A 21,286-nucleotide genomic window follows, 5' to 3' on the forward strand; every position below is an offset into this window, starting at 1 on the left:
GTCGACACTGATGTTGAGTGACAATCCGCCTTCGCGAGCAAGCCCGCTCCCACAAGGAGTCTGCGGTGTTTGGAAAGTCAGAGGCCCAGCAGTTGCAACCGCTGGCGCACCGACGCTTCGATTCCGGCTTCATCCAACCCGCATTCAGCCAGCATCTGCGCCGGCTTGGCGTGTTCGACGTAGATATCCGGCAGCCCAAGGTGCAGCACTGGCTTGAGGATATTGTCGCGAGCCAGGAATTCGCTCACCGCTGCGCCAGCGCCGCCCATGATGGCGTTTTCTTCGATGGTCACCAGCAGTTCATGGCTGCCGGCAATTTCGCGCACCAGCGCTTCGTCCAGGGGTTTGACGAAACGCATGTCCACCACGGTGGCGTCCAGGGTCTCGGCGACTTTCAGGGCTTCGGCCAACTGTACGCCGAACACCAGCAGGGCGGTCTGCTTGCCTTGGCGGCGGATCACGCCCTTGCCGATTTCAATCGGCTCCAGGCCAGGCTCGATGGTCGCGTTCGGACCGGTGCCGCGTGGGTAGCGCACCGCCGCCGGGCCATTGAACAGGTGACCGGTGGTGAGCATTTTGCGCAGCTCGTTCTCGTCGCTCGGGGTCATCACCAGCATGCCGGGGATGCAGCGCAGGAATGACAGGTCAAAGCTGCCGGCGTGGGTCGGGCCGTCTTCGCCCACCAGGCCTGCGCGGTCGATGGCGAACAGCACGTCGAGGTTCTGCACCGCCACGTCGTGCACCAGCTGGTCATAGCCGCGTTGCAGGAAGGTCGAGTAGATTGCCACCACCGGTTTGGCGCCTTCGCAGGCCATGCCGGCGGCGAGCGTCACGGCGTGCTGCTCGGCAATCGCCACGTCGAAGTAGCGCTGCGGGTAGCGTTCGCTGAAGGCTACCAGGTCCGAGCCTTCTTTCATGGCCGGGGTGATGCCCACCAGGCGCGGGTCGGCAGCGGCCATGTCGCACAGCCACTGGCCGAACACGCCGGAATACTTCGGCCCACCGGCCTTTTTCGGCGCGGCGGCGGGAGCATCCAGCGGTTCGAGCTTGGTGATGGCGTGGTAACCAATGGGGTCGACTTCCGCCGGGGCGAAGCCCTTGCCTTTCTTGGTCACCACGTGCAGGAATTGCGGGCCCTTGAGATCGCGCATGTTGCGCAGGGTGGCGATCAGCGTCGGCAGGTCGTGGCCGTCGATCGGGCCGATGTAGTTCCAGCCCAATTCTTCGAACAGCGTGCCAGGCACCAGCATGCCCTTGGCATATTCCTCGGTGCGGCGGGCGATTTCCCAGGCGCCGGGCAGGCGTGACAGCACTTTCTTGCTGCCTTCGCGCATGCTGGCGTAGGTGCGGCTGGAGAGGATCTTCGCCAGGTAGTTGGACAGTCCGCCGACGTTGCGTGAGATCGACATGTCGTTGTCGTTGAGGATCACCAGCATGTTGGCGTTGACTTCCGGCGCGTGGTTCAGTGCCTCGAAGGCCATGCCGGCGGTCAGTGCGCCATCGCCGATCACCGCAATCGCCTTGCGCTCGCTGTTTTGCAGGCGAGCGGCAATCGCCATGCCCAGGGCGGCGCTGATGGAGGTGCTGGAGTGACCGACGCCAAAGGTGTCGTACTCGCTCTCGGAGCGGCGCGGGAAGGCGGCGATACCGTCCTTCTGGCGCAGCGTGCCCATGCGCTCGCGACGGCCGGTGAGGATCTTGTGCGGATAGGCCTGGTGCCCGACGTCCCACACCAGCCGGTCGTCCGGGGTGTCGAACACGTAATGCAACGCGATCGTCAGCTCGATGACGCCCAGGCCCGCGCCGAAGTGCCCACCGGTCTGGCCGACCGTGTAGAGCAGCTCCAGGCGCAACTCATCGGCCAGGGTTTCCAGCTCGGCTTCACCCAGGCGACGCAGGCCGTCCGGTGTGTTGGCGCGGTCCAGCAGGGGCGTGGTCGGGCGCTTGCGGGGAATCTCTTGAAACGTCGTGGGCATCAGGCGAATCGTTATAGGTATAGAAAGAGGCGGCAGTTTACCTTATGCATCGCAAGCTGCCCACGCGTTGGCCGGAACTTGGCCGATACGCTGTCTACAGGGGTTGACCCCCGATCAACTGCGTCGTTCGACGATATATCGCGCCAGATCACGCAACGGTTCGGCTGCCGCGTCAAAGGGTCGCAGCGCGGCCAGGGCCTGGTCGCGCAGCTCCAGGGCGTAGGTTTTCGCGGCGTCCAGGCCAAGCAGGGCCGGGTAGGTCGGTTTGTCCCGCGCGATGTCGGCGCCCTGGCGTTTGCCCAGGGTCTGGGTATCGCTTTCGACGTCGAGGATGTCGTCCTGCACCTGGAACGCCAGGCCAATGGCCCGGGCATAGCTCTGCAAGGCTTGCAGCGTTTGGGCAGTGGCCCGGCCGCTGGCGAGGGCGCCGAGGCGCACGCTGGCCTCGATCAACGCGCCGGTCTTGTGCCGGTGCATGTATTCCAAGGCGTCCTGGTCCAGCTTCAGCCCCACCGAGCCGAGGTCGATGGCCTGGCCGCCGACCATCCCGGCGGGGCCAGCCGCCACGGCCAGGGCGCTGACCATGTCCAGGCGGATCTGCACCGGGCAATCGCTCAGGGCCGGATCCAGCAGGGCGCTGAAGGCCAGGCTCTGCAAGCCGTCGCCGGCGAGGATCGCGCAGGCTTCGTCGAATTTTTTGTGGGTGGTCGGCTGGCCGCGACGCAGGTCGTCATCGTCCATGGCCGGCAGGTCATCGTGAACCAGCGAATAAGCGTGGATCAGCTCCACCGCGCAGGCCGCGCCGTTGGCCTGTTCGGCCGCACCGCCCAAGGCTTCGCACGCGGCGTAGGCGAGCAGTGGACGTACGCGCTTGCCGCCGTTCATCACGCTGTAGCGCATGGCCTCGTACAAGCGCCCCAGCTCCGGGCTCGGGGCGGTGAAAAGGGTGTCCAGCGCAGCATTGACCCGGGCCTGGCTGCTGGCCTGATAAGCGTCGATCATTCAGGCTGTTCCGCGTCGAAAGGCTCTTCGCTCAACTCACCGTCGCGCTCAAGCAGCAACTGCACCTTCTGCTCGGCCTGGGCCAGCGCCGCCTGGCAGTCGCGAGTCAAGCCGATACCCTGCTCGAAGGCGGTCAGCGAGTCTTCCAGCGACAATTCGCCGTTCTCCAGCCGTTCGACCAGCGCTTGCAGGTCGGCCAGAGATTGTTCGAAATCCAGTGCAGCTTTTTTGCGGGCCATGGCGGCTATTCCGGTTGACTGTTAAACCGGCGCGACACTAGCAGACATGGGGTTTTGGGGCAAATCAGGGGCGGGGACAAATCATCTGAATCTGGACGCTCCGAACCTGTGGCGAGAGGATTTAGCGAAACGTCGCACCGCCCCGCTCGACTGCGAAGTAGTCGCAAGTAATGCTCACCTCACTTACCTGATCTACGCAGTGGTTGTTCTGGGGCTGCTACGCAGCCCAACGGGGATAAATCCCCTCGCCACGGTGTGTTCATCCAGTCGGATAGCTGATCCGATACCGCGTGCTGCGGCCTCCGCCAGGCATTCGCTCCAGGCAGCCTTTTTCCAGCAGCTCTGCCAGATGTCGGGTCGCCGTGGCCTTGGAGACTTTTGCTACTGCTTGGTACTGGGCCGCGCTGATGCCACCCTCGAAGCCTTTCTCGCCACCGTCGAGCATTCGGTTCAACACTTTGATTTGCTCAGACGACAGGGCGCTGGCGCGATGAACCTGCCAGAACCTCGCCTTGCCAAGTACCTTCTCGATCCGGGTGATGGCCTGTTGAAAGCTGCGTCGCAGGGTTTGCAGAAACCAGTCCAGCCAAGGGGTAATGTCCAGCGTGGCTTTCTGACTGGTTTCCAGAATCCGATAGTAACCGGACCGGTCCTCCAGAATGCTTGCAGACATGGCATGGAAACGGATTGCCTGGGCTTCCCCCTGGGCCAGTGCCAAGTCGGTGAGGGTTCGGGTCAGGCGGCCATTACCATCGTCAAACGGATGCAGGGTGACAAACCAGAAATGAGCAATGCCGGCACGCAGTAGCGGATCGAGGTCAGCTTGATCACGACTGGCCTCGAACCAGTTGATGAAGGCCTGCAGTTGTTGCTCCAAACCTTGTCGTGGTGGTGCCTGGAAATGAACGGTTGGACGATCCAGTCGGCCCGAGACCACCTGCATCGGCTCATCGCCGCGCAGCGTGCCCACGCGGATCTGTCGGTGAGCAAGGTCACGTTCCGCATCTGGAAACAACCATGCGTGCCACTCAAGCAGTCGCTCCAGGGTCAGCGGTTGATCGACATGTCGGGTGGCGTCCAGCAACAGGTTGGCCAGGCCTTCGCTGCGTTGGCTGACCGGGCTGTCGTCAGCCTGTTCGAGGCCCAGGCGCCGGGCCAGTGATGAGCGCACGGAGCCTACATTCAGTTGTTCACCTTCAATCGCCGAAGAGGTCACGATATTTTGTAGCAATGCATCCAGCTCGTTTTGGGCGCTGAGCGAGGCCGTGACCGCGCCAGTCATTCCCAATAACTGGCCCTGTACCTGCACGCATTCACGCAGCAGAGGTGCCAGCGCTTCAGCTTGCCAGCGAAAGGCGGGCCAGTCGGGTTGTTGCCAGATCCAGTAAGTTGCCATGAGCGTGCCCAAAGACGGATGAGCCGAATAATAGCGCTATTCGGCTCATTTGATGAGCCGAATAACCGTCCTATTCGGCTCACACCACCCTCAGTACGTGATTTCCCACACAGATTCGCGAGTTCCCCGATTGTGAATAATTTGCCGAATCGCTAATCTTCGCGCCATCTACAGCCCCTTTGTAACGGGGCCTTCAGACGAAACCCGAATAATGACAAACAAGCGCCGAGGAAGGGCGCCGGGTTGCGTTGTGCATGGCAGGAGGCAGACGTGCGTTTTCTTTCATTGTTGATCGTGTTGCTGAGCGCGTCCCAAGCGTGGGCCGAGCCTTCGGCCGAGCTGTCTGAGCCGGTCGGTGGCTGGCGCTTCAACGGCTTGCTCGATCGCAGCGAAAATCCCCAGGTTGCCTATCCCACGCCGCCCATCGACCGTGGCGTGCAGCGCAATCGCACAATGATCGAGGGCCAGATCAAGGCCATGGGCACGATGCGCCAACCCCACAGCCTGGCGGTCAACGGCAATCCACTCAATCTTTATACCGACGAGCAAGGGCGTTTCGCCCGGCCGTATGCGTTCGGCGCCGGCTCCAACAGCGTCGAGGTGCGCAGCTCCGAGGGCAAGTCCCTCAAGCGGGTGCAGTTCTATGAAGCCAACAACCTGCGCACCCCGGCGCAAATCCGCGTGGTGCTCGGCTGGGATGATCCCAAGGCCGAGCTCGACCTGCATATCGTCACACCGGACGGCCAACATGCGTTCTTCGGCCAGCCGGCGCTGAGCAACGGCGGCGGCCTCGACCCGGATGGCGTCGATGGCCCCGGCCCCGAGATGTTCACCATGACTGCGCCGATGCACGGCACCTACCTGGTCTACGTGAACTATTGGGGCAACTACGGCGACGGCGGGTACAACTTCGACGAAACCAGCAACCAGAACGAGGTGATCACCTCGCAGATCAACCTGGTGCTCAATGAAAACACCGTCGATGAAAAACGCGAGACCTTCGTCGTGCCGCTGCGCGCCATTGGCGATCTGCTGCTGGTCAAGACCTTCAACTATTAAGTACTCCGCTCCACGGATGAATAGGCCCTTGTGAATATGAGCGACAACACTGCTTCCCCGACCACGCCGACACCTGTCGCTAAACCTGCGCGCCGCTGGCCGGCGCTGCTGATCGGGCTGTGCCTGGTGGCCGGTGTCGCCGCCGGCCTGGGCTGGTTCATGCACAAACCCAAGGCGCCACCCTCGGAGCTGGCGCTGGAAAAACTCGGCCTGAGCCGCCCTGACGGCCTGCTCGAAGCCCACTCCCTGAGCCAATTGCCCAAGGACCTGTTGGCGGTGCCGTTCCTCAAGGCCACGCTCACCGAGGATTTCGTCTTCTATTACGAAACCCACGCCGACCGCCTCGGGTTGATGGGCAGCCTGCGCCGGATCATCTACGAGCATGACCTCAAGTTGCAGGACAGCCTGATCGAAGAACTGCTCGACCAGCCGGCCGACGTGGCGCTGTGGCGCGGGGCCGATGGTCGTCTCAAGGACTTCCTGCTGGTGATGGATCGCGGCGGACTGGCCAAGGTGCTGGAGCCGCTGGCGAAAGTCGCGCTGGACGATACGCAGTTGAGCAAGCTCAGCGACCTGCGGGTCGGCGGCGATGACGTGACGCTGTACCAGCTTAGCTACAACGCCAGCAAATCCCTGGTCTTCGCCTCCCATGGCGACAAACTGGTGGTGTTGTCCAACCCGGCCAAACTCTACGACCCGGCCAATGGCCCATCGGAAGAGCGCGGCAGCGTGTCGACCACCGCCCTGGCCGCCCTGCTCAACGGCGACAAACTGTTCCCCGAAGCCTTCGGCCTGCCGCCCAAGGCGCCGGAGGTCAAGCAGCGCATTTCGGTCAACGCCAATGTGCTCGCCATGGGCTACCAGCGGTTCATCCCGAATTTCGCCGGGCTGCGCTTCGACATGGACGACAAGGGCTGGCACAGCTTCCTGGCGATGGACGAGCTGGAAAACCAGCCAGACTTCGACTTCAAGCCGATCTGGCAAGCCATGCCCATGGGCGCCAGCGCTTGCGTAGCCTTGCCTCTGGCCGCCGAACCGCAGAAACCGCTGCTGGTCAAACTCGGCGCCGACGAAAAGGCTGCCCAGGCCATGGTCGAGCACGTGGCCGGCGCAGCGGGCCTGTGCTGGTATGCCGACTCGCGCCTGTATACGCCGCTGCTGGTGGCAAGCCTGAACGACAGCGACGGCAAGCTCGACGCCGACCTGGGCAAACTGTTCGGCTCGATGGTCGGAGCCTACGAGAACAACGTCGCCGAACACGCATTCCCGGTGGTTGAAAAGCAGGAAGGCGCGATGCACCAGTGGCAGCGCCAGGTGAGCTCGAACTTTGGCCCGTACCTGGCCAAGGATTCGTTGCAACCCGACGCCATCACCGGCAAGGCATTCCTGCGGGTCAGCCTGGCGCGTCACGGTTCGACCTTGCTGTTTTCCCTGGACGACAAGCTGGTGGACAAGGCCCTCGGCACCCTCGACAAGCGTTTCCCGCCGATGGCCGACGTGGTGCCCAAGGACGTGCTGATGCCGATCTACTTCGGCCCGGACTCCATGGCGCAACTGATGCAACGTGAAACCCTCGACAGCTTGCCCCAGGACATGGAGCCGGTGTTCTACAACGCCGCGCAAACCTACCTGATCCCGAAACTGCGGACCCTCGGCGGCTACGGTAAGTACGCCCTGACCTTGCCTGAAGGCAGCGAGCCGGACGGTCATTGGCAGTGGCTGCCGCTGGAATGGAAAGCGCTGTGACAGGACTGATCCGCAACCTGGGACTGCTGGCATTGTTGCTGGGCGGCCGGGCGTTTGCCGTCGAGGCGCCGGAGCTGGACGTGCAGCAATCCCAGGTCTTTCGCGCCTGGTTCGTGCGCATTGCCGAAGAGCAACTGACCCGAGGCCCGAGCCCGCGCTGGTATCAGCAGGATTGTGCCGGGCTGGTGCGCTTTGCCGCCAACGAAGCGCTGAAGGTCCACGATGAAAAGTGGCTGCGCAGCAATGGCTTGTCCAACCGCTACCTGCCGCCCGAATCGTCGCTGACTGACGAACAACGGCGCCTGGCCCAGCAATGGCAGCAGGGCGGCGGCAAGGTCGGGCCTTATGTCAACGCCATCAAGCTGATCCAGTTCAACAGTCGCCTGGTGGGCCGCGACGTCGCCCAGGCGCGTCCCGGCGACCTGATGTTCTTCGACCAGGGCGACGACCAGCACCTGATGATCTGGATGGGCCGCTACATCGCCTATCACACCGGCACCACAACCCCTACCGACAACGGCATGCGCTCCGCAAGCCTGCAACAACTCATGAACTGGAAGGACACCCGATGGATACCCGACGCAGCCAACCCCAACTTCATCGGCGTCTATCGACTCAACTTTCTCTCCCAATGACCGGTGCCCGCATGCTGCGCTTGTGTTCGAAACTCCCCCTGCTGCTGGCCTTGTTGCTGGCACCTGTCGTCAACGCCGAAGACACGGTGGAGCCCAGCGGCTACACGCCGGTGTCCGGTGAAAGCTTCTTCCTGCTGGCCGACAGCAGCTTTGCCAGCGACGAGCAGGCCATGGTCCGCCTCGAAGCGCCGGGCCGCGACTACCGCCGGTTCCGCATGGAACCCTATGGCGGCGCCGATATCCGCGTCTATCGCATCGACAAACCGCTGGATTTCCTCAAGCGCCAGAAGAACCTGCACCGCGTGGTCAGCGACGGCCAGTTCAAGGGCGAAGGCCTGTCAAACACCCTCGCGTACCTGTGGGACAACTGGTATCGCAAGTCGCGCCGGGTGATGCAGCGGGCGTTCTCTTACGAGTCCCGCCAGCAAGTCACCGAAGAAGTCCCGGAGCTGAAAGTCGGTGATGCCCTGGTGGCACCGACTCCGTACGACGCACCGGCGCAGTTCGCCTTGATCCCGGGCCTGCCGGTGGTCAGCCAGTTCCGTTATCCACTGTGGCAGGCCAAGCCGATCCAGCCGCCGGCAGGCGTCAACCTGGCCGGTTCGTCCAGTGAGTTCGTCAGCGTCGCGCCGGGCAACGTCTACGTGCCACTGGGCCAGCTCAAGCCGGGCCTGTACCTGGTTGAAGCGCTGATCGGCAAATACCGGGCGACCACCATGGTCTTCGTCTCCAACACCGTGGCCGTGAGCAAGATTGCCGGCGACGAGTTGATGGTCTGGACCGCGCGCAAGCATGAAGGTCGTTCGGTGCCCAAGGTCAATGTGCTGTGGACCGACGGCCTGGGCGTGATGAGCAGCGGTGCCACCGACGAAGACGGCCTGTTGCGCCTCAAGCACGTTAGCCCGGAGCGTTCGTTCGTCATCGGCGAGGACGAGGAGGGTGGGGTATTCGTCTCGGAAAACTTCTACTACGACAGCGAGATCTACGACACCAAGCTCTACGCCTTCACCGACCGGCCGCTGTACCGGCCGGGGGATTGGGTGTCGCTGAAGATCGTCGGCCGTGAATTCAAGAACGCCCGTGATTCGGTGCAACCGGCTGCCGCCGACGTGAATGTCAGCGTGCTGGATGCCACCGGCACCGTGCTGCAGAACCTGGCCTTGAAGCTCGATTCCAAGGCCGGCACCCAGGGCCGTTTCCAACTGCCGGAAAACGCCGTGGCCGGCGGCTACGAACTGCGCTTCAGCTACAAAGACCAGCTCTACAGCAGCGCCTTCCGCGTGGCCGAGTACATCAAGCCGCACTTCGAGATCGCCTTGAACCTGGCCAAGCAGGATTACCGCACTGGCGAGCCGGTCAAAGGCAACCTGGTGTTGCTGTACCCGGACGGCAAGCCGGTGGTCAACGCTACCGTGAGCCTGAGCCTGCGGGCCCAGCAACTGTCGATGGTGGACAACGAGCTGCAATACCTGGGGCAATTCCCGGTCGAGCTGACCAGCAGCGAAGTGACCACCGATGACAAGGGCAACGCCACGCTTGACCTGCCCGCTGCCGACAAACCGAGTCGCTACACGCTCACCGTGTTTGCCAGCGATGGCGCGGCGTATCGGGTCAAGACCACCAAGGAAATCCTCATCGACCGTGGCGCGGCGAACTTCCGCCTGAGCGCCCGCCAGCGCTTCAGCGCTACCGGCGAGAAGGTTGCGTTCAGCTACAGCAACGAAGGTGCCAGCGAACAAAGCAAAGCCGTGACACCGGCCAGCTACGCCTGGGTACGGCTGGAAGACCAGAGCACTGGCGAAGGCAAGCTGACGGCCAAGGACAAGGGTTTCAGTGTCGCCTTCGAGCGTCCCGGCACCTACAACCTGACCCTCAAGGACGATCACGGCCGGGTCATCGGCGCCGCCGGTCACTCGGTGACGGGCGACGGCATCAAGGCCGTGCCGGGCACCGTCGAGATCGTCCTCGACAAAGCCGAATACAAGGCCGGTGACGAAGCCCTGGCACTGATCACCTTCCCGGAGCCGGTCAGCGATGCGCTGCTGTCCCTGGAGCGGGACAAAGTCGAGGCCACGGCGCTGCTGTCCAAGGGCGGCGACTGGCTGAAAATGGAAAAACTCAGCGACACTCAATACCGCGCACGCATCTCGGTGAAAGACGCTTTTGCGCCGAACATGACCTTCTCGGTGCTGTATACCAAGGGCGGTCAATACAGCTTCCAGAACGCCGGTATCAAAGTCGTGGCGCCGCAGGTCGACGTCGCTGTGGTCACCGACAAAGCCACCTACCGGCCGGGCGACACGGTCACCGTGGACCTGAGCACCCAGTTCGCCGGCAAGGCGATCCCGGCGCACCTGACCGTCAGCGTCGTCGACGAAATGGTCTACGCGTTGCAACCGGAAGTGGCGCCGACCATTGACCAGTTCTTCTACCACCCGCGCCGCAACAACGTGCGTACCAGCGCCAGCCTGTCGTTCATCAGCTACGACGTGGCCCTGCCGGGCAGCCCTGGCGCACCGGGCAAGGCCAACCGCAGCGAGCGCGGGGTCAAGGTGCTGGAGCGACCACGCCGTGAAGACGTCGACACCGCCGCCTGGCAACCGGAGTTGATGACCGACGCCAATGGCAAGGCGCGCTTCACCTTCAAGATGCCGGACTCCCTGACCCGCTGGCGCATCACCGCCCGGGCCATCTCCGATGACGGCCAGGTCGGGCAGAAGAAACAATTCATCCGTTCCGAAAAACCGCTGTACCTGAAGTGGAGCGGCCCGACCCGTTTCCGCAGTGGTGACAAGCCGCAACTGGGCCTGTTCGCCTTCAGTCAGTCCGAGAAGCCAGTGGCGACTGAGCTGCTGATCCGTTACGCCGGCACCGAACAACGGGTGGTGGCGCAGCTGAAAAACGGCATCAACTACGTGGCGTTGCCGGCCCTGGCGCTGGCCAGCGGTGACCTGAGCGTGCAGTTGCAGGTCAACGGTGAGACCCAGGACTCCCTGGCCGTGCGCCTGAACGCCAGCGGCAACGGTTGGCAAGTCACCCAGAGCCAGCGTCTCGACGTGGCGAGCGGTGACACGCCGTTGTCCTTGCCGGCCGACGCCAGCGATATCCGCCTGCGCCTGGACGACAGCCCGCAAGCGCTGTTCCGTTCGGCCCTGGATGACTTGCTCAGCTACCCCTACGGTGGCGTCGAGCAGACTGCCAGCCAGTTGCTGCCGTTGAGCATCGCCTACCCAAGCCTGGCGTCGAACCCGCAGGTTCGCGACCGCTTGCGCCTGATCATGCAGAACAGCCGCTTGCGCCTGGTGCAGATGGCCGGTCCGTCGGCCGCCTTCACCTGGTGGGGCCAGGATGGCGAGCCGGATGCGTTCCTCACCGCCTACGCCTATTACGCCGACTGGTACACCAGCAAGGCCCTGGACGTCAGCCTGCCGCCGGAGCACTGGCAGCGGGTGCTGGAAACCTACGCCAAGCAGGCCGGTGACACGCCGCTCTTGCAACGTGCGCTGATCCTGTCGTTCGCCAAGCAGATGCAACTGCCGGTGAACACCTTGCTCAGCGGCTTGATGGAGGACCTGTCGAAGGCCGGCACAGGTGGCACCGAGAGCGTGATGGACGGCGGCGAAGACAGCCTGATCATCAACGCGCCGGATTCGGCCCTTGGCCTGGCGAGCGCTCGCGTGTTGACGGCTTCCCTGGCCAAGCAAGTGAAAGTGCCACTGCCGGACGCGTTCAATCGCCAACTGGATGCCGCGCAACAGCAACTGGCGGTCAGTTCCGAACCGTTCGCCGAAGCCTTGCTGCTGTCGTTGCAATCCTTCGACCAGGCCCGTGCCAAGGCCCTGCTGGAGCGTGTCTTGCCACAGCAGTCCACCCTGGAACGTGCCCTGGCCCTGAGCTGGTTGCAACGCAGCATCGAGCAAGCCGCGCCGGCGGTCACCCTGGCGCCGGGCGAAGGCTGGAAAGCCAAGCAAGGTCCGACCGGTGAAACCTACTGGCAATGGCAGGGCGCGCAGGTCCCGACCCTGCTGACCCTGAGCGGTGCGCAGGAACGTCCGTTGCAAGCGGCGCTGAGCTTCCAGAGCCAGCAACCGCCGCTGGCGTCGATGGCAGTGTCCATCACCCGTCGCCTGTCGCGACTGGTGCCGGGCGACGAGGCCTTCACCTTCAAGCTCGAACCGGTGGGCAACAAGCCGTTGTCCAGCGATGCCCTGTACCTGGATGAAGTGATCATCAACAGCAAGGCACCGACGCCGCTGCGCTACGGCATGCTGGAAGTGCCGTTGCCGCCGGGCGCCGATGTGGAACGCACCACTTGGGGTATCCAGTTGATTGGCAAGGCTGACAGCGAGCCGACGTCCCTGGAGAAAGCCCGCTTCGAGCCGGGCCAGATGGCCTACGCGGTGCCGGTGGATGCCCTGAGCGGCGAACTGCGCCTGCGGCACTTGGTGCGTTTCTCTCAAAAGGGACAATTCAACTTGCCGCCGGTGCGCTTCACCCAGGTCTACGCGCCGCAGAACCAGGCGCGGGAACAGAAACCGGCGCTCGGTCAGGTGACGGTCAACTGACATGCGCAGGCGGTGGGTTGGGTGGTTGCTGTGCTTGATCCCTGCGCTGGCGACAGCGCAGGACGAGCCGTTGCGCCTGGCGTTCGACGGGCAGTTGCTGCGAGTGAGCCAAACCCAGGTGCTGGATCGCCAGCCGCTGCCTGACTCATTGCAGGCGCCGTTGGGCAGCCTGTGGAAGCTGTTTGTCTACGCCTGGCTGGTGGACACCAATGCCCGCGAGCCGGCTTATGAGTGTCGCGGTGAGTCGAAAGAAGAGGTCTATTGCTGCAACGCCGGGCAAAGCATCGGTCGCGATCAGGCGCTGGTGAAATCCTGCGGCTTGTACTTCGAACCGCAGCGCCTGGGCCTGACGACCAATAGCTGGCGCGACTACTGGCAGGCCGCCCGTCAGGCGCCGACGTGGCTGGCGGACCTGTCGACCTTGCAACCTCAAACCCAGGTGCCGGTCGCGGAACTGCTCAAGGCGCTGGCAACCTTGCCGGCCCAGGATCAGGCCCGCCGGGTGCTGCTGGACGTGGTCCTCAACGCGGCGGACGGGCGACTGGTCGGAGAATTGGGCAGCCGCTTGCGGGTCAAGACCTGGAGCTGGCTGGGTGACCAGGGGCCGGCTTCGCGCCAAGGAGGTTTTGCCGGTTGGCTGGCCGACGGCACCCCAGTGTGGGCGGGTGGGCGAGGCACCAGTCAGCAGGTCCTGAAGGTCTACGCAGAGGGCCTGGCAGCGGCATTGCCGTCGCGCTGGCCGGCGGAAACCGGGCGCTGCGTCGAGGTTGGCTTGTTCGCCCGCTATCCGTTGCAGCGGGTGATGGCGGGTGAGCGTCCGGCCACACCAGGTCAGTTGCGCGGCGATTACCGCGTTGAATTCAGCAACGGCAACCGCCTGGGTATCCACAGCGATGGCGAGCTGTTCCTGACGCCCGGCAAACTGGTGGCGCGACTGGATCGGGAAGAGTACGTCGCCCGGGTCCTGCAACGCGAGGCGAAGGCAGAGCCGGTCGAGGCCGCCAAGGCGCTGGCCGTGGCGATTCGCACTTACCTGCTGCAAAACGCCCAACGCAATGGCGACTGCCTGAGCATCGACGACAGCAGCCATCGCCAACGCGTCGCGCCTCGCCCGGCTGCGCCTGAAACCCGCGCCATTGCCGCCTGGACCAGCGACCTGGTGCTGGCCGGCACCGACGTCACCTATCACTCCGACCAGGCCGGTCCCGACAAGCTGTCCTGGCTGCAAGCGGTGGAACAGGCCAACGCCGGCCAGCGTTACGACGCCATCCTGCTGCACGCCTACCCCCGCGCCAGCCTCAACCGCTGGGACAATCCGGTGGCGTCCTGCGAAGCGTTGCCCGCCGCCCAGGATTGGCTGCTGAAACAGCGACGTGGCTGGCGCTCGCGGCTGGAAAGCGAGGTCGGCTACAACGAAATCAGCGCTTTCGCTGTCTGCCGCGTCGCCTTCGGCCGGCCCTATGTCGACCGCGAGCGCCAGCGCATCTACGTGCGTGGCGTGCTGTCGCTGCAAGACCGCCTCGACCTGACACATGAATACCTGCACCTGGCCTTTGAAGCGCATCCCAATGGCCAGGACGAAGAATATATCGAAGGGCTCGCCCGTCACCTCTTGCTGGAATAGACCATGACACTCCGTTATCCACAGGTCTTGCTGTTGCTCTGCGCCCTGACCGCGTTGCCACAGGCCTACGCCGCCGACAACATCAAGCTCGACACCCCCATCGGCGGCTGGCGCAGCGGTGCGCCGGGCGGCGAGGGTGAGAACTACAGCCAGACCGTCAACTATCCGGCCTCGTCGGTGAATACGCCCCTGGGCCAGGCCGACACCGCCCGCATTCGCGGCCAGATCAAGGCGGCGCCCAAGGACAGCAGAGAGCCGGGCAAGCTGATCGTCAACGGCATGAGCATGCCGTTGAAGCTCGATGCCCAAGGGCGTTTCGACCGACCATATTCGTTCCCCAACGGCAGCAACAGTGTCGAAGTGCGCAGCCCCGATGGCCAGCACCGGCATCGCACGCAGTTTCTCAATACCAGCGGCGGCGCCACCCCGGCCAAGCTGCGGGTACTGCTGACCTGGGACAGCGACGGCACCGACATCGACCTGCACCTCGTCACCCCGGATGGCGCCCACGTCTGGTACGGCGACCGCGTCGCCCCCAACGGCGCCGCCCTCGACATCGACGTCACCACCGGCTACGGCCCGGAAATCGCTTCCATGCCGGCGCCGATCAAGGGCCAGTACCTGGTGTATGTGAACTACTTCGGCGGCGGTTACCGCAATGTCTCGGATGATGAGGACAGTGAAGGAGGTGAAGAGGGCGAAGAAAGCGCCGGTCGGCAGGAACCCGAACAAGCCCTGACCACCGCGCAAGTCACCATCATCACCGAAGAAGGCACCCCGAACGAGAAGATGGAGACCTTCGTCGTGCCGATGCGGGCGGTGGGGGAGCTGACGTTGGTCAAGAGCTTTAGCTATCCGTAAGGCTGCCCACCATCCCCGTGGCGAGGGAGCTTGCTCCCGCTGGGTCGCGAAGCGGCCCCAAAAGAATAGGCCTGCTGCGCAGTCCAGCGGGAGCAAGCTCCCTCGCCACAAGAGCCGATGCGAGCATCGGTCCACAAGGGTTTTACCATTCAGATGCGAGTGGCAAAAAAATCTCACGCGTGAGCTATTGTGGGCTCTGAAGATTAGGGGTAGTGTCTCTCACGCGTGAGTTTTTCACAGTGGGGTCAGCAGCATGCAATCCAGCTCTCCGACCGACCTGCCTGATGGGTCTGTCACCGATTCAACGAGCCTTAAGGGAGAGCGCTCCAAACCTGCCGCGAAGAAACCGTCGAGCTTCTACATGAAGCAGATGCGCGCGGGCCTGAGTGCCGCCGGGTATGTGAAACACGAGGCTTGGGTGCTTCCCGAAAATCGAAGCCTGCTCAAGCAGATGGAGAAACAGCTACGCCAACCGATTCTGGCTGGCTCATTCATGTCGGAGGATTACATGAGCGCAGGTAATAACTGGAACATCGATCGCCTCTACAGCGCCCTTCAGGCTCTGGACGAAGTGGTTGCCAATGACATCACCCTTTCCCTCGTCCAAGGCTCCGAGTCCAGCATCAAGCTGGAAATGAACGATTTCGGTGGCTTGCCGATTTACATCGCCGTGGTGGGTGACCAGATCATCGTCGACACCGTGCTGGTGGATGTCGAATCGATCAACGATGTCGCCGCTTTCAACGACGCGGTCCTGCGCAGCCGGGAACTGTTCCCGCTGTCCTCGATCGGCATCGAGTCCATGCCCAACGGGCAAGTGGTCTACAACATGTTCGGCGCGTTGAGCTCCGACTCCAGCCTGACCAACGTGGTGACCGAGGTCAAAACCCTCGTCGACAACGTCCAGCGCGCCAGCGAAGCCTTCGAACGCTTCTTCAACTAATTCGCCGAACAGGAACCTATCCAATGACACAGTCCATCTGGAGCAAATTGTTCACCGCGCTGCGTGGCGGTGCCAACGAAGTCGGCGAATCGATTGTCGACCAACAGGCCCTGCGCATCCTCGACCAGGAAATCCGCGACGCCGACAGCGCGCTGGCAAGCGCCAAGCGTGAGCTGGTGACCATCATGGCCAAGCACAAGCTGTCCACCGACCGCGTTGGTGAGTACAACGCCAAGATCAAGGACCTGGAGTCCAAGGCCCTGGCCGCGATCCAGGCCAACCGCGAAGACCTGGCGCTGGAAGTGGCCGAAGCCATTTCGACCGTGACCAACGAACTGGAAGTCGAGCAGAAGCAGGCGGCTGAGTTCGGCACCTACGCCGAGAACATGCGCAAGGACATCACCAAGGCCGAAAGCCGTATCAAGAGCCTGCGCCAGCAAGTGGACATGGCCAAGGCCCGTGAAAGCGTGCAGAAAGCCCAGGTCAGCGCCTCCATCGCCAGCGGCGGCGCCAATGGCAAGCTGGAAACCGCCGTCGGCACCCTCAACCGCCTGCAAGCCAAGCAGCAGCAACGCGCCGCCGAACTGCAAGCCCAGGACGAACTGGCCGACGCCTCCACCGGCAACGACCTGGAACGCAAACTGCGCGAGGCCGGTATCACGCCGAACGAAGGCAGCGCCAATGCAATCCTGGAGCGGTTGAAGAAAAAATCGGCGGAGTAATCCGACGAGCGTTCGCAGTACCCGTGGCGAGGGAGCTTGCTCCCGCTGGACTGCGCAGCAGGCCCATTCGATTGGGGCCGCTCCGCGTCCCAGCGGGAGCAAGCTCCCTCGCCACAATGGTGCACACGTTTGTCGGATCTAATTGTTGTGCAGCTACTTTTATCTGCGCCGCGCAACGGGTTTAATGCTGTCCGGTCAGCGCATTCGATGTCATTCAGACATCAGCACGGTGACCCACCAGGAACCAAGCCCCACGGAGTCAGGGACGCAATGTCGATCTTCCTTTTGTTGCGCACCTACGCAGCGTCCTTTTTCCATCGGTTCGGCTGGGCGGGCCTGGTCATTGCACTGGGCGTGCACCTGTCCACGGCTTGGATCGGCCTGGTGCTCCTGGGCGAGCAGCACCTCATTGCTGCCGCCACATTCACTTACTTCTATCTCACCACCACGCTCACCGTCGGCTACGGCGACCTCGCGCCACAAACGGCGGCGGGACGGATTTTCGTGGCGACCTGGGTCATGCTCGGGGGCATTGCGCTGCTGACGGCGGCCATCGGCAAAACCACCAGCAGCGTCATCGATGTATGGAGAAAAGGCATGAAGGGCAAAGGCGATTTCACTGGCAAGACCGGCCACACCGTGCTCATCGGTTGGGAAGGGGCGTCCAGCGAGCGGGTCATCGAATTGCTGCTCCAGGACGAAACGTCCAATGACAACCTGATCGTCATCTGCGACTGCGATCTGGAAGAAAACCCCATGCCCGGCAAGACCACCTTCATCAAGGGCGAGAGCCTGTCCTCGGTGGCGCTTTTGCAACGTGCCGGCGTACCGGGGGCCGAACGGGTCCTGGTGCGCACCCATTCCGACGACCTGACCCTCGCTACGGTGCTGGCGGTCAACCAACTGGGCCCGGTCGGGCATGTGGTCGCCCACTTCAACGACAGCGAAATCGCCGCCCTCGCCAGTGCCTACGCGCCGAGCCTGGAATGCACCTCCAGCATGGCCATCGAAATGCTGGTGCGAGCCTCCCAGGATCCGGGCTCCTCGGTGGTCATCAACGAACTGCTCTGCGTCGGCCAAGGCGCCACTCAGTACCTGATGAAACTGCCCGACACATTTGAAGCGACGTTCGGCGACCTCTACACCCGGATGAAAGCGCAACACAACGCTACGCTTATCGGCTATCGCGCCAAAGGCGCCCGACAGCCGTCGATCAACCCGCCCGGCGCAACTCGCGTCGAGGGCGGCGAACTCTTCTACATCGCCTCCACGCGTCTCAAGGAAATCTCCAATGGGATGGTTTAAACAGTTGATGGGGCTTGAAGCCCCGAATGCGAGCAAGAGCCCGAGCGCCAGCGACAGTTTGCCGGTCGTCGGGCCGCTGGGCCTGGCCTCCGGCAAGCAGGTCACGTTCGATGCCACGCTCAAATTGCTGCTCGACGGCAACAGCGCGGTAGTCATCCCCGGTTCCCAGCAGGTCTGGGCCCTGGGCGTCGTCGACCTCGGGCAGTCGAACTGGCTGTCGCGTTGCTACATGAATGACGAAGACTACTGGCTGCAAGTGCACACCAGTGGCGACATCGTCGGCCAGGTCGAGTCGGTGATCCTGTTCAATTACCTCAGCTACGTCACCATCAACAGCGAAGCCGAGCTGCGCCGCCTGGCCGGCCCTGAAAGCCTGATCGGCCTGCCGACCTACACCCACAACGGTGTCGAATACCACCGGGAATGGGGCACCGAGCCGGGCCAGACCGAACTGGTGGCGTTGAGCGAGCGCGTGAGCAATCCCGAGGAATCCTACAGCGTCGAGCACCGTTCGATGCTGTACGCCCGCGACACCGGCCTGACGGATCGCCGGGAGTTCCTGCTGTTCTCTGTAGAAGAAGACGCCGAAGGCACCATCAGCTTGAGCACGTCGCTGGGCATTTCGCTGTACACCACTGACCTGAACACTTTTTGAACAAGGATAAAGTCCATGCTTGAAGCGCTCTCCGTTTCCCTGAACAAGCCCGCCGTGCTCGGCTTCGTTCTGTACATCCTCGGCGCCGCCGTGCTGTTCGCGCTGTTCCAGTTCATCTACACCCGTATTACGCCGCACAAGGAATTCGAGCTGATCCGCTCGGGCAATGTGGCGGCGGCCATCGCCCTGGGCGGTGCGATCATTGGTTTCGCCATCCCGGCCAGCAACGTGATTGCCTACTCGGTCAGCATCCTCGACTTCGTGGTCTGGGCGGTGATTGCCGCGTTCGTCCAACTGCTGGCCTTCCTGGTGACCAGCCTGGTGCTCAAGGGTGCTTCGGAGCGCATCAAGAAGGGTGAGATCGCTGCGGGCATCTATATCGCGGCGGTGGCCATCAGCGTCGGCATGTTGAATGCCGCGTGCATGACGCCGTCCACGAACTGATCGCGCCTGGAGACCCCGATGAAACGAAGCAAGTACGTTCAGCTCTCGCTGGCTGCGTCGGTCGCCATGGCGATATCCGGTTGCGGGCCAACGGAAAAAACCTACCCGTTGCAGAAGAAGTACAACTTCCAGTCGGTGCAGCAATGCGTCGATGAAAAGCTGCCGGTGGATGTCTGCTCGGACGCGTTCATGAACGCCATGGCCGAGCACCGCCGTATTGCCCCGGTGTACGACAACCAGGCCGACTGCGATGCCGACTTCGTCGCCGACTGGTGCCAACAGGACTCTACCGGCAAGTTCATCCCCAAACTGGGTGGCTTCGAACTGACCGCCAAGGGCGAAGTCACGCAGTCCGAGGTGGACGCCGCGGCGGCCCAACTGCCGGCATCGGAAGCGACCACCGGTGGTTCGGGTTTCTCCGGTGGCAGCCTGCTGACCGGATTGCTGATCGGCAATATGTTGAGCAACAACCGCAACAGCTATTACTCCGAGCCGGTCTACCGTTATCGCGATGATCGCGGCGGCTTCGGGTCCTCGACGCTGGCCCAGCGCGTCGAGAAGGGCTCGACCTTCACCAAGTCGAATCAGGCGCGCTATGGCAGCTACACCGACACGGTTCGCTCCGCCAACAAGTCGATCTCCGTCGCCTCGTCCACCTCTCGCGGTGGTTTTGGCAGCAAGGCCAGCGCCCGCAGCGGTTGGGGTGGTTCCAGCAGCAGCTTCGGCGGCTGAGGACCGAGGCCATGAAGAAGATCCATTGCGCCGAACGCCCGGACTGGAAACAGACCGCCGAGAGCCTCGGCTTCCTGTTCCATACCATCGACGGCGAACCCTACTGGGACGAGAGCGCGTACTACCAGTTCACGCTCAAGCAGATCGAGGACGATCTGGAGGACCCCACCACCGAGATCCATGACATGTGCATGGACCTGGTGGCCCGCGTGGTGCAGAGCGAAGAATTGCTGGAGCGCCTGAGCATTCCCGCGCCGTTCTTCGACCTGGTGCGCAGCTCGTGGCTCGAAGGCCACCCGCATCTGTACGGGCGCATGGACTTCTCCTACAACGGCACCGGCCCGGCCAAGCTGCTGGAACTCAACTACGACACGCCGACCAGCCTGTACGAGGCGGCGGCGTTCCAGTGGGGCTGGCTGGAGCAATGCCTCGAGCGCGGTCTGCTGCCGGCCCATGCCGACCAGTTCAACAGCATCGACACCAAGCTGCACCAGGCCTTTGCCCAATTGCAGATTAAGCAGCCGTTCTACTTCGCCTCGATGAAAGACTCGGTCGAAGACAAGGGCACCACCGACTACTTGCGCCTGATCGCGGAGAAAGTCGGTATCGAATCGCGGCACATCGACATCGAGGACATTGGCCTGAACAGTGAAGGCCGTTTCGTCGATCTGCAAGAGCGCTGGATTCCCCACCTGTTCAAGCTGCACGCCTGGGAGTTCATCTTCCACGAACCATTCGGCGCGGCGATTGCCCAGAGCGATACGCAATTCTTCGAGCCGGCGTGGAAGTCGATCATCTCCAACAAGGGCATTCTGCCGCTGTTGTGGGAGCTCAACAAAGGCCACCCGAACCTGCTCGCCGCGCACCTGGACACCGACCCTGGCAAAGCGGTGCCCAAGGGCTGGGTACGCAAGCCGTACTTCTCCCGTGAAGGGGCGAACATTGAGCTGCAGACTGCCGATGGCTTGATCGTCAAGGAAGACGGCCCGTACACCGACGCCCCGTTCATCCTCCAGGAATTCGCGCCGCTGCCCCGGTTTGGCGACAGCTACACGCTGATCGGTTCGTGGGTCATCGGCGACCAGGCGGCCGGCATCGGCGTACGGGAAGACAACAGCCTGATCACCAAGGATTCGAGCCGGTTCCTGCCGCATTTGATTCTGGATTGAGTGGGTTGCTGCACAGAAATTTTTGTGGCGAGACAGCTTTTGTGGCGAGGGAGCTTGCTCCCGCTGGGCTGCGCAGCAGCCCCTCTCCAAGTTTAATTTGGCTTGCCTGACACACCGCAGTGCCTGGTTTTGGGGCTGCTTCGCACCCCAGCGGGAGCAAGCTCCCTCGCCACGGAATATTTCACCGTCTGTCGCTTCTGCGGAATTCCCTCG

General features: G+C 63.0%; 17 protein-coding genes. 13 read left to right on the forward strand and 4 right to left on the reverse strand.

Features of this window, described 5'->3' with window-relative positions:
* Positions 1–77: 77 nt before the first annotated feature.
* From dxs to RGM2987_RS12530, 4 genes are all read right to left on the reverse strand, one after another.
* Positions 78–1,976, reverse strand: a complete 1,899-nt coding sequence (gene dxs / locus RGM2987_RS12515) for a 1-deoxy-D-xylulose-5-phosphate synthase (RefSeq protein ID WP_245141448.1) — start codon at positions 1,974–1,976, stop codon at positions 78–80.
* Positions 1,977–2,090: 114 nt separating this feature from the next.
* Positions 2,091–2,978 (reverse strand): (2E,6E)-farnesyl diphosphate synthase, encoded by an 888-nt coding sequence (ispA, locus tag RGM2987_RS12520; protein ID WP_245141450.1) that lies wholly within the window; start codon positions 2,976–2,978, stop codon positions 2,091–2,093.
* Positions 2,975–3,217, reverse strand: coding sequence for an exodeoxyribonuclease VII small subunit (locus tag RGM2987_RS12525; RefSeq protein ID WP_245141453.1), 243 nt, complete (start codon positions 3,215–3,217; stop codon positions 2,975–2,977). Before RGM2987_RS12525 ends, ispA begins: the two co-directional genes overlap by 4 nt.
* A 259-nt stretch (positions 3,218–3,476) precedes the next feature.
* Entirely contained in the window at positions 3,477–4,613 is a 1,137-nt protein-coding gene (locus tag RGM2987_RS12530; protein WP_245141456.1) for a Fic family protein, read from the reverse strand.
* A gap of 270 nt (positions 4,614–4,883) precedes the next feature.
* Here RGM2987_RS12530 and RGM2987_RS12535 point away from each other — a divergent pair, with 270 nt between their 5' ends.
* From RGM2987_RS12535 to RGM2987_RS12595, 13 genes are all read left to right on the forward strand, one after another.
* The gene (locus tag RGM2987_RS12535; RefSeq protein WP_245141458.1) at positions 4,884–5,672 is read left to right on the forward strand and encodes a DUF2135 domain-containing protein; all 789 of its coding nucleotides are present in this window, start codon (positions 4,884–4,886) and stop codon (positions 5,670–5,672) included.
* A gap of 36 nt (positions 5,673–5,708) precedes the next feature.
* Entirely contained in the window at positions 5,709–7,418 is a 1,710-nt protein-coding gene (locus RGM2987_RS12540; protein WP_245141462.1) for a DUF2138 domain-containing protein, read from the forward strand.
* Entirely contained in the window at positions 7,415–8,053 is a 639-nt protein-coding gene (locus RGM2987_RS12545) for a DUF1175 family protein (protein ID WP_245141465.1), read from the forward strand. The genes RGM2987_RS12540 and RGM2987_RS12545 overlap by 4 nt, the downstream gene beginning before the upstream one ends.
* Positions 8,050–12,618, forward strand: coding sequence for an alpha-2-macroglobulin (locus tag RGM2987_RS12550; RefSeq protein WP_245141538.1), 4,569 nt, complete (start codon positions 8,050–8,052; stop codon positions 12,616–12,618). Before RGM2987_RS12545 ends, RGM2987_RS12550 begins: the two co-directional genes overlap by 4 nt.
* 1 nt (position 12,619) lies before the next feature.
* The gene (locus RGM2987_RS12555; protein ID WP_245141467.1) at positions 12,620–14,242 is read left to right on the forward strand and encodes a DUF2300 domain-containing protein; all 1,623 of its coding nucleotides are present in this window, start codon (positions 12,620–12,622) and stop codon (positions 14,240–14,242) included.
* Positions 14,243–14,245: 3 nt separating this feature from the next.
* Positions 14,246–15,103 (forward strand): DUF2135 domain-containing protein, encoded by an 858-nt coding sequence (locus RGM2987_RS12560; RefSeq protein WP_245141469.1) that lies wholly within the window; start codon positions 14,246–14,248, stop codon positions 15,101–15,103.
* 361 nt (positions 15,104–15,464) lie between these two features.
* Positions 15,465–16,046: a YjfI family protein gene (locus RGM2987_RS12565; RefSeq protein WP_245141471.1), complete on the forward strand. Its 582-nt coding sequence runs from the start codon at positions 15,465–15,467 to the stop codon at positions 16,044–16,046.
* Between the two features lie 23 nt (positions 16,047–16,069).
* Positions 16,070–16,768 (forward strand): PspA/IM30 family protein, encoded by a 699-nt coding sequence (locus RGM2987_RS12570; protein ID WP_245141473.1) that lies wholly within the window; start codon positions 16,070–16,072, stop codon positions 16,766–16,768.
* Between the two features lie 270 nt (positions 16,769–17,038).
* The gene (locus RGM2987_RS12575) at positions 17,039–18,073 is read left to right on the forward strand and encodes an ion channel (protein WP_245141475.1); all 1,035 of its coding nucleotides are present in this window, start codon (positions 17,039–17,041) and stop codon (positions 18,071–18,073) included.
* A complete protein-coding gene (locus RGM2987_RS12580; protein WP_245141477.1) occupies positions 18,060–18,728 on the forward strand; it encodes a DUF2491 family protein in 669 nt (222 codons plus the stop codon). Before RGM2987_RS12575 ends, RGM2987_RS12580 begins: the two co-directional genes overlap by 14 nt.
* Positions 18,729–18,743: 15 nt before the next feature.
* Entirely contained in the window at positions 18,744–19,172 is a 429-nt protein-coding gene (locus tag RGM2987_RS12585) for a DUF350 domain-containing protein (protein ID WP_245141480.1), read from the forward strand.
* A gap of 18 nt (positions 19,173–19,190) precedes the next feature.
* Entirely contained in the window at positions 19,191–19,904 is a 714-nt protein-coding gene (locus RGM2987_RS12590; protein WP_245141482.1) for a DUF1190 domain-containing protein, read from the forward strand.
* Between the two features lie 11 nt (positions 19,905–19,915).
* Positions 19,916–21,073, forward strand: a complete 1,158-nt coding sequence (locus RGM2987_RS12595; protein ID WP_245141485.1) for a glutathionylspermidine synthase family protein — start codon at positions 19,916–19,918, stop codon at positions 21,071–21,073.
* Positions 21,074–21,286 lie beyond the last annotated feature (213 nt).

This window comes from Pseudomonas sp. RGM2987, from assembly GCF_022952855.1.
GTDB lineage: Bacteria > Pseudomonadota > Gammaproteobacteria > Pseudomonadales > Pseudomonadaceae > Aquipseudomonas.